The organism is Azospirillum mesophilum, from assembly GCF_053470405.2.
On sequence record NZ_JBPXMQ020000036.1, the window covers coordinates 54,970 to 64,647 of the forward strand.

Sequence of the window (9,678 nt, forward strand, 5' to 3'; positions counted from 1 at the left end):
CCTCCCGGCGTTGCCCCCGGCTACCCCGCAAAACCGCCGGAATCCCAAGAAGAAGGCGGCGGAAAAGCGCCCGGAAGGCGCTCTAATCGACGGGCCGGCAGGGTGCGCCGACGCATTCCGGCGCGGTCTGCGGGAACATGGGGTGGGATGTCGCGTTGTACTCGGCGCGCCATATCTAGGAGGCGACCAGCCGTCAAGGACACAATATGTTGTGAGGGGGGTTGCCTACCCCAAATGATGGGGCTAGGATGCGCACCAACATACAGGCTGTAGCGTTCGGCAGCCAGCGTAAGCTGGGCGGCACGGAGCGCATAGCCCGTTCGCCAGATAGAGGGAGCACGAGCCACCATGCTGATCCAGCGTCGTTTCACGAAAGAGGGACAGGATGCCTACGCCGGTCTCGGCTTCCGCCGGACCACGAGCGAGATCCGCAATCCCGACGGCTCTGTGGTCTTCCAGCAGACGGACATCGAGGTTCCCGAGAACTACAGCCAGGTCGCCAGCGACATCCTGGCCCAGAAGTATTTCCGCAAGGCCGGCGTCCCGGTCGCCCTGAAGGCGGTCGAGGAGAACACCGTTCCGTCCTGGCTGTGGCGCAAGGAGGCCGACGAGTCGGCGCTCGCCGCCCTGCCGAAGGAAAAGCGCTACACCGGCGAGAAGTCGGCCAAGCAGGTGTTCGACCGTCTGGCCGGCACCTGGACCTACTGGGGCTGGAAGGGCGGCTATTTCGACAGCGAGTCGGACGCCCGCGCCTTCTTCGACGAGATGCGCTTCATGCTGGCCGCCCAGATGGCGGCCCCGAACAGCCCGCAGTGGTTCAACACCGGCCTGCACTGGGCCTACGGCATCGACGGCCCGAGCCAGGGCCACTTCTACGTCGATTTCAAGACGGGCCTGCTGACCTCCTCGGCGTCGGCTTATGAGCACCCGCAGCCGCACGCCTGCTTCATCCAGTCCGTCGCCGACGATCTGGTGAACGAGGGCGGCATCATGGACCTGTGGGTTCGCGAGGCGCGCCTGTTCAAGTACGGTTCGGGCACCGGCTCCAACTTCTCCCGCCTGCGCGGCGAGGGCGAGCGTCTGGCCGGCGGCGGCAAGTCGTCGGGCCTGATGAGCTTCCTGAAGATCGGCGACCGCGCCGCCGGCGCCATCAAGTCGGGTGGCACCACCCGCCGTGCGGCCAAGATGGTCACGGTGGACATGGACCACCCGGACATCGAGGCCTACATCGACTGGAAGGTGACCGAGGAGCAGAAGGTCGCCGCGCTGGTCACCGGTTCCAAGATCTGCCAGCAGCACCTGACCGCTATCATGGCGGCGGCGCAGGCCGGCCAGGATCCGAAGGAGAACAAGGACCTCAAGAAGGCCATGGTCGCCGCCCGCAAGGCGCAGGTGCCGGAGAACTACGTCCAGCGCGTGATCCAGTTCGCCGCGCAGGGCTTCACCAGCATCGAGTTCAAGACCTACAACACCGATTGGGACTCCGAGGCCTACCTGACGGTGGCCGGCCAGAACTCCAACAACTCGGTGCGCATCTCCGACCCGTTCATCCACGCCGTCCTGAACGACGACAACTGGGAACTGATCCGCCGCACCGACGGCAAGGTCGCCAAGACGCTGCGCGCCCGCGACCTGTGGGACAAGGTCGGCTACGCCGCCTGGGCCTGCGCCGATCCGGGCGTGCAGTTCGACACGACCATCAACGACTGGCACACCTGCCCGACCTCGGGGCGCATCAACGCCTCGAACCCGTGCTCGGAGTACATGTTCCTCGACGACACGGCGTGCAACCTCGCCTCGCTGAACCTGATGTCGTTCCGTCTGAAGGACGGGTCCTTCGACGTCGAGGCGTTCGAGCACGCCTGCCGCCTGTGGACGATGGTGCTGGAAATCTCCGTCCTGATGGCGCAGTTCCCGTCGAAGGAGATCGCCCAGCTTTCCTACGAGTTCCGCACGCTCGGCCTCGGCTTCGCCAACCTCGGCGGCCTGCTGATGGCCTCGGGCCTGTCCTACGACTCGGCCGAGGGCCGCGCCTACTGCGCCGCCATCTCCGCCGTGATGACCGGTGTCGCCTACGCCACCTCCGCCGAAATGGCGCAGGAGCTGGGCGCCTTCCCGGCCTTCGAGCAGAACCGCGACCACATGCTGCGGGTCATCCGCAACCATCGCCGCGCCGCCTATGGCGAGATGGACGGCTATGAGGGCCTTTCGGTCAACCCGGTGCCCTTCGTCGCCGACGAGTGCCCGGACGCCGAACTGGCGCTGGCCGCCGTCCGCGCCTGGGACCAGGCGCTGGAGTTGGGCGAGCAGCACGGCTACCGCAACGCCCAGGCCACGGTGGTCGCCCCGACCGGCACCATCGGTCTGGTCATGGACTGCGACACCACGGGCATCGAGCCGGACTTCGCGCTGGTGAAGTTCAAGAAGCTGGCCGGCGGCGGCTACTTCAAGATCGTGAACCGGCTGGTGCCGGAAGCCCTGAAGACGCTGGGCTACACCCCCGACCAGATCGCCGCGATCGAGCGCTACGCGGTCGGCCACGGCACGCTGAAGGGCGCGCCGGGCGTCAACCACGAGACGCTGAAGGCCAAGGGCTTCACCGAGGAGCTGCTGGAGAAGCTGGAGGGCAACCTCGCCACCGCCTTCGACATCAAGTTCGTCTTCAACAAGTGGACGGTCGGCGCCGATTTCATCGTCAACACGCTGGGTGTCCCGGCCGAGCAGATCGACCAGCCGGGCTTCGACCTGCTGAGCGCGCTGGGCTTCACCAAGGCCGAGCTTGAGGCGGCGAACACCTTCTGCTGCGGCGCCATGACGCTGGAAGGCGCGCCGTTCCTGAAGGACGAGCATCTGCCGGTGTTCGACTGCGCCAACCCCTGCGGCCGCATCGGCAAGCGCTTCCTGTCCTGGGAATCGCACATCACCATGATGGCCGCCGCGCAGCCCTTCATCTCCGGCGCCATCTCCAAGACCATCAACATGCCGAACACGGCGACGGTGGAGGAGTGCAAGGACGCCTACCTGATGTCCTGGCGCCTGGGCCTGAAGGCGAACGCGCTGTACCGCGACGGCTCCAAGCTGAGCCAGCCGCTGTCGGCCGCGCTGCTGGACGACGAGGACGACGCGCTGGAGGAGATCGTCGAGGCCCCGAACGCCGCCCGCACCCAGATGGTGTCCGAGCGGATCGTCGAGAAGGTGGTCGAGAAGATCATCGAGCGGAAGTCGGCCGAGCGCGAGCGCCTGCCGCACCGCCGCAAGGGCTACACCCAGAAGGCGACCGTCGGCGGCCACAAGATCTACCTGCGCACCGGCGAGTATGAGGACGGCCGTCTGGGCGAGATCTTCATCGACATGCACAAGGAAGGCGCCGCCTTCCGGTCGTTGATGAACAACTTCGCCATCGCGGTGTCCATCGGTCTGCAGTATGGCGTGCCGCTGGAAGAGTTCGTGGAGGCCTTCACCTTCACGCGCTTCGAGCCGTCGGGCATGGTGACCGGCAACGACACCATCAAGATGGCGACCTCCGTCATCGACTACGTGTTCCGCGAAATCGCGATCTCCTACCTGTCGCGCACCGATCTGGCGCACGCCACGCCGGAAGACCTGCTGCCCTTCACGGTCGGCACCGGCGATGCGCAGGCCGATCTGCCGGACGCTCCGGTCCAGCCGTCGGACATCGTCCGCAAGGTCGCGTCCACCGGCTACGTCCGCAACAACCTGCGCGTCCTCAATGGCGGGCAGGCCCAGCGGGCGGTCGCTGCGGCGGCCCTGGCCGCCACCGGCACCGATCCGCTCCAGGCGACGGCGGCCGCGGCCCACGCGGCGGTTGCCGCCAGCCCGGCGGTGGGTGCCGCGGTGGTGCACGCCGGCGGCCACGCCTCGGCCGGCTCCACCACCGGCACATCCTACGGCGGCAGCACGAGCGACCAGCGCTACGACCGCATCCGCGAGGCCCGCGCCCGCGGTTACGAGGGCGACCAGTGCGGCGAGTGCGGCAACATGACGCTCGTCCGCAACGGCACCTGCCTGAAGTGCGACACCTGCGGCTCCACCACGGGCTGCAGCTGAGGCCGGCCGGTTCCATCCCCGGCATGGCGGAAGGGGGGAGGTCTTCGGACCTCCCCTTTTCGCGTTCTGGCCCATTCTTTTGGGCTTCCGCTCAGTCCTCGGGCGGCTGTTCGCGGGCGCGGGCGGGGTTGATGTTGTCCTCACGGCGCTGGCGGTGGAGGACTGCCGGTGCCGGCCGGATCGACCGAGGCCGGAGTGTTTTTGGGCTTTCGGGGGAATTTTCGGGCATGACGATGCCCTCCCGTCAGTGAAGGATGATCCTTCGCCAACAGGGGAGGGCGCGCGCGGGTGCCATTCCGCCGAACGGAAATGGCGGAAGGACGGATCAGACGGGGATGTTGGTGAAGACGCGGCCGGAGATCTCGGCGTCGGCCGACTCGGCTGGGGCGGAGCCGCGCTTCTTCAGCCAGCGGGCGAACTGGCGGTCGGCCGAGTTGATGTGCAGCATCAGCCACTGCGGCAGGAAGGTCGCCAGGTAATCGGCGATGTCCTCCTCCGGCACGTCGCCGGTGGTGAAGGCGTGGAGCTGTTCCCAGGCCAGCGAATGCTGGACCAGATGGTCGGCCATGAAGGGATAGCCGGACTGCTCCATGACCTCCTGCTCATTGGCGAAGTGGATCTCGGTGTAGACCACGGCCTCCGCCAGGGTGCGGTAGACCTCCTCCCGCGAGCGGCCCTCGTTCACCGCCGCCTGGAATTTCTGGACCAGCGCGATCCAGTGCTTGTGCTGCTCGTCGATTTCCTCGACGCCCAGAGCGAGATCGTCGCTCCACACCAAGTCCCGGAAATTCTCGGCATGCATGTCCATGATCGGGCGCACTTCGGCTAGGGTTTGGCAGCTAAAGGTTCGGCGGCTAAGCGTTCAGCTAAAGGTCATACCACCTTTCGTATGGTAATGGATAATCACGGCGCTGCAACAAAAGTCTGTGCTACCGATTGTCGCGCTTCGATTTCCCGCCTTGACGCACGCTCCACAAGAAAGCGCGAGCGCGGCGGGGTTGCCGGTGTGGGTCGCGACGGCAATATGCGGGATGTCGCCCGACAGCCCTTCAGCAACCCGGTAACTTCCGATGATCCGCTCCCGTTTTCTGCCGCTTGCCCTCGTGGCTCCGCTGCTTCTGGGGCCGGGCACGGCCGGACGCGCGCAGGAGCATTCCGCGCCCGAGCAACGGGAGGCCGCCGGCCGGGCGGAGGCGCCGAAGCGGACCGATGCCGCCTTCGACTCGCAGCGCAGCGAGACCCATCACAGCTTGGCGCAGCCCGGCGGAGCGATCGCCTACACGGCCGTGGCGGAGTTCCTGCCCCTGCGCGAAGGGGCGAAGGAGGAGGTGGCGGCGCGCGTCTTCACCGTGACCTACACGGCGGACGGCGCTCCCAAGGACGGCCGCCCGGTCGCCCGCCCGGTCGCATTCGTCTTCAACGGCGGGCCGGGGGCGGCGTCGGCCTACCTGCATCTGGGGGCGCTGGGGCCGAAGGTGGCGGCCTTCAACGACGACGGGTCTCTGCCGCGCCCACCCGCGCCGCTGGTGGACAACCCCGACAGCTGGTTGGCCTTCACCGATCTCGTCTTCGTCGATCCGGTGGGCACCGGCTTCAGCCGCGCCATAAAGCCCGACACCGGCAAGCCCGACGAGGAGGCCGAGAAGCGCTTCTGGAAGGTCGACGCCGACGCCCGCGCCATGGCGGAGATTGTCCGGCTCTGGCTGACGCGCAACGGGCGCTGGGGCTCGCCCAAGTTCCTGGTCGGCGAGAGCTACGGCGGATTCCGAATCGCCAAGATGGCCGGCGAGCTGATCGACCGCACCGGCGTGGCGGTCAACGGGCTGATCATGGTGTCGCCGGTCGTTGACTTTGCAACCATTCGCGACGAATCCGGCCTGCTGGGACCCGCGCTGAAGCTGCCGGCCTACGCCGCCTCGGCCGCCGCCAACGGGCTGGTGCCCGGCACGCCGGAGCAGGCCGCGCAAGCCGCGGAGCGGTTCGCGCTCGGCGGCTATCTGACGGGCCTCGCCACGCTCGACTACCGCCGCGCCGGCGAGGCGGGCGGCTTCTTCGCCGAGGTCGCGCGGACCATCGGGCTTCCGGTGGAACTGGTGACCCGCCACCGCGGGCAGGTCCCGGCCGGAGTCTTCGCCCGCGAACTGCTGCGCGACCGGGGCCGGGTCGCCAGCGTCTACGACGGGACCTTCACCGCGGCCGACCCGGACCCCTCGGCCGCCCGCCTTCCCTTCGACCCGTTCCTGAAGGGCACCGTGCCCATCTTCACCACAGCCTTCGCCAGCTACGCCGCCGAATGGCTGGGCGTGCGCAGTGAGATGCCCTTCGAGTTGCTGAACGAGCGTGTGAACCGCGCCTGGGAATGGCCGCGCATGAGCCATCCCAACGCGACCGACGACCTGCAGACGGCGCTGACCCTGCAGCCGTCGATGCGCGTGCTGATCGCGCATGGACGCACGGACCTGATCACCCCCTACATGGCCTCGCGCTGGGTCGCCTCGCGGCTGGAATTGCCGGAGGGGCAAGCAGACCGGGTGACGGTGGCCGTCTATGAGGGCGGTCATATGATGTACACGCGCGCGGCCGAGCGCGCGAAACTGTCTGCCGACGCCCGCGCCCTGATCGAGGCGGCGCTGAAGTAGAGGAAAGCTCCAGACAAGGAACGCGAGCGCTCCTCTCGGAGCGCCAGTCCCAATAAAGAATGCGGGCGCTCCTCTTGGAGCGCCCGCCGCGCAGCACGTTGCTTTGGCCGATGGCCGTCTTATTAGAACAGGCGCAGGATGGACTGCTGCGACTGGTTGGCCAGCGAGAGGGCGATGGTGCCGAGCTGCTGACGGGTCTGCAGCATCAGCAGGCTCGCGCCTTCCTCGTTCTGGTCGGCCAGCGTCAGCTTGTTGGCGCCTTCCACCAGCACGTCGCTGAACTCCTTGGTGAAGCTTTCACGGGTCGTGATGACGTTCAGGTTGGTCGACAGCGTCTGCGAGGCCGAACGCAGGGTCTGCTTCGCGTAGTCGATGCTGGCGACCGCCTTGTCGATGTCCGAGCGGTCGGTCCAGTCGTTCTGCGCGTAGTCCACGCGCAGGCCCTGGCCGCTGGTCGTCAGGTTCTGCGCCTTCACCGTGATCGCGTTGGTGTTGCGCTCGTTCAGCTGGACGGTCAGGTCGTTCGACGTGTTGGCGTCGGTCACCTGCACCGTCACCAGGTTCGCCGCCGAGCTGGCCGAGGCGGCCTGCTTGATGGTCTTCTGGTCGACGTTGAAGCGCACCGTGCCGGTGTCGAACGCGAAGGAGTTCTCGCCCTGCGACAGCTTGCCCTCGCCGCGGTTGGCCATGCCGTCGCGGGTGACGGTCGCGCCGCTGAGGTTGCTGACGTTGATCTGGATGTCGACCTTCTTTTCGATGACCGAGATGCCGTTGCCGCCGTTGGCGGCCTGCTCCAGCAGCTTGCGGTCGACCGTGAAGGAGACGATCGTGCCCGAGGCGAAGCTCTCGGAGATGCGCTTGGTCAGGGCGTTTTCCTGGGTCGCCTTGACCGTCATCTCACGGGCGGAGTTGGACGCGGTGGCGCCCGACAGGGTGAGCGTGCCGCCGGTCGAGTTGACCGTCACCGAGGCCACGTCCTTGCCGCTCAGGCGGCCGCCGGAGGTGGTCAGCGCGTTGTTGATCGAGGCCTTCAGCTGGTTGGCGATGTTGATCCGGGCCGTCTGGCCGGTGGCGACGTCGCCGGCGGTCGTGGTGTAGGTGAAGGTCTGGTCTTCGACCGTGATGGTGAAGCTGTCGCCCGCCTCGATCGTGCCGCCGATCTGCACGTTGGTGACCTGGGCGGTGCCGCTGGTGGCCGCCCGGGTGGTGTTGGCGGCGATGGTCTGGCTGTTGTCGAAGTACTTGATCGTGCGCGACTCGTTGCCGTCGGTCACGATGAACGAGCGCTCACGGCCCACCGCGCCGCGCACCTCGATCTGCACGTCGGAGAAGCTGCCGAGCGTGGTCGCCATGGTGCCGGACAGCTTCAGGCCGACCAGGCCGTGGTCCATTTCGGCGCTGTTGATGTCGCCGGCCGCACCCTCGATGGAGCCGTCGCCCTTGACGCGGACCGTGTAGGTGTCGGCCGACACCACGTTGGTCACGCGGGCGTTCTCGATGCCCTGGATGGTGTTCACCGCCTGGCGCGAGGCGCTGGTGGAGTCCATCCGCATGCCGTTGCCGGCCAGCAGGTTCTTGCCGGCGTAGCCGCTGTCGCCGGCGAGCTTGTCGATCTGTTCCTTCAGCCCGTTGAACTGCTGGGCCAGCGTCTTGCGGGTGGCCACCGAACCGGCGTCGGTGCCGAGAGCGGAGTAGGCGGCGGTCGTCAGACCGCGGGCCTGCTCGATCATGCTCTCGATCGCGGTCAGACCCTTGTCGGCGGCCTTGATGGTGCTGATCGACTGGCCCATGGCGTCCTTCAGCGACGTCAGGTCGCCGGCGCGCTGGTTCAGGCTCTTCGCCGCGAAGAAGGCGGTCGGGCCATCGAGGGCCGAATTGATCTTGTTGCCGGTCGACAGGATGTTCTGCTTGACCCCGATCTTCTCCTGGACGCCCTGCAGCTGCAGCAGGTTCGTGCGCATTGAGGCGGACAGGGTGACGTCGTTGATAGCCATGGTTCCAAGTCTCCTTCTGAGGCCTGCCCCGCGGCTGGTGCTTGAAACCGAAGCGAGGCAACGTGCTTTTGCGTGACGCTCCCCTATCAAACGCCGTGCCAACACGCGGAGCAGCTATCAACTCTTTGACTTTCTTGTGACTTTCTGTGTGCGCGGCGGGAGCTTGGCCGGCATGGGCGCGTGAACGTCCCAAGGGGCTTGGAAAACTTTGCCGGGTAAGGACCGTCTTTCCGATTGGCCGGCTGGACAAATCTTCCCAGCCGTTGTGGGCGATGCTGCGGTGCACCGGCGAAAATTGCCCAGCCCGCCGGGTCCGGAAACCGGCCCCGGAACGCTCCCTTGGAAGCGCTTGGAGACGGGGGCACGGACGGCTATCGTCGGGGCTCGGCACCAAAAACGGAGGGATGGACCATGGCCGGACGAATCGAAGCGCGCCTGCGCGACCTGGGGATCGAACTGCCGCAGGCGGCGGCCGCAGTGGCGGCCTACGTGCCCTACACGCTGTCGGGCAAGACGCTCTATGTGTCGGGGCAGATCACCGTGTGGAACGGGGAGCGGCGCTTCCTAGGCAAGGTCGGCCAGGATCTGACGGTCGAGCAGGGCAAGGAGGCGGCGCGGCTGTGCGGCCTGAATATCATCGCCCAGGCAAAGGCGGCCTGCGGCGGCGACCTGGACCGGGTGGCGCGGGTGCTGCGGCTGGGCGGCTTCGTGAACAGCGGCCCGGACTTCCACGACCACCCGCTGGTCATCAACGGCGCGTCGGAGCTGATGGTGGAGGTGTTCGGCGATGCCGGCAAACACGCCCGCGCGGCGGTGGGCGCGCCCTCGCTGCCCGGCAACGTGGCGGTCGAGGTCGATGCGGTGCTGGAACTGGCCTAGGGCGTGTCGTCAGTTAGGGGATTCCCAGCGGGCGGAATGCGTGATTCATAGAGCGTCGGCTGACGGGAGGGCCGACCGATGCGACGCTATGCTTTGCG

5 protein-coding genes are annotated in these 9,678 nt (G+C 67.3%); 3 read left to right on the forward strand and 2 right to left on the reverse strand.

Annotated elements, in window-relative coordinates; genetic code table 11:
• Positions 1-348 precede the first annotated feature (348 nt).
• On the forward strand, positions 349-4,068 hold the full coding sequence (locus tag ACSVC7_RS25645; protein ID WP_448207534.1) for a vitamin B12-dependent ribonucleotide reductase: 3,720 nt from the start codon (positions 349-351) through the stop codon (positions 4,066-4,068).
• A 325-nt stretch (positions 4,069-4,393) separates the two neighbouring features.
• Here the strand turns inward: ACSVC7_RS25645 and ACSVC7_RS25650 are convergent, their stop codons facing one another.
• Positions 4,394-4,876 (reverse strand): bacteriohemerythrin, encoded by a 483-nt coding sequence (locus ACSVC7_RS25650; protein ID WP_448207533.1) that lies wholly within the window; start codon positions 4,874-4,876, stop codon positions 4,394-4,396.
• Positions 4,877-5,138: 262 nt separating this feature from the next.
• On the opposite strand from ACSVC7_RS25650, the gene ACSVC7_RS25655 reads away from it, so the two are divergent.
• On the forward strand, positions 5,139-6,707 hold the full coding sequence (locus tag ACSVC7_RS25655) for a S10 family peptidase (RefSeq protein WP_448207532.1): 1,569 nt from the start codon (positions 5,139-5,141) through the stop codon (positions 6,705-6,707).
• Between the two features lie 122 nt (positions 6,708-6,829).
• On the opposite strand, the gene ACSVC7_RS25660 is transcribed toward ACSVC7_RS25655, so the two are convergent.
• Positions 6,830-8,701, reverse strand: a complete 1,872-nt coding sequence (locus ACSVC7_RS25660) for a flagellin N-terminal helical domain-containing protein (protein WP_483508800.1) — start codon at positions 8,699-8,701, stop codon at positions 6,830-6,832.
• A gap of 411 nt (positions 8,702-9,112) precedes the next feature.
• Here ACSVC7_RS25660 and ACSVC7_RS25665 point away from each other — a divergent pair, with 411 nt between their 5' ends.
• Positions 9,113-9,580 carry a RidA family protein gene (locus ACSVC7_RS25665; protein WP_448208749.1) on the forward strand — a complete coding sequence of 156 codons (468 nt, stop codon included), beginning with the start codon at positions 9,113-9,115 and terminating at the stop codon, positions 9,578-9,580.
• The last annotated feature ends 98 nt before the right edge of the window (positions 9,581-9,678 follow it).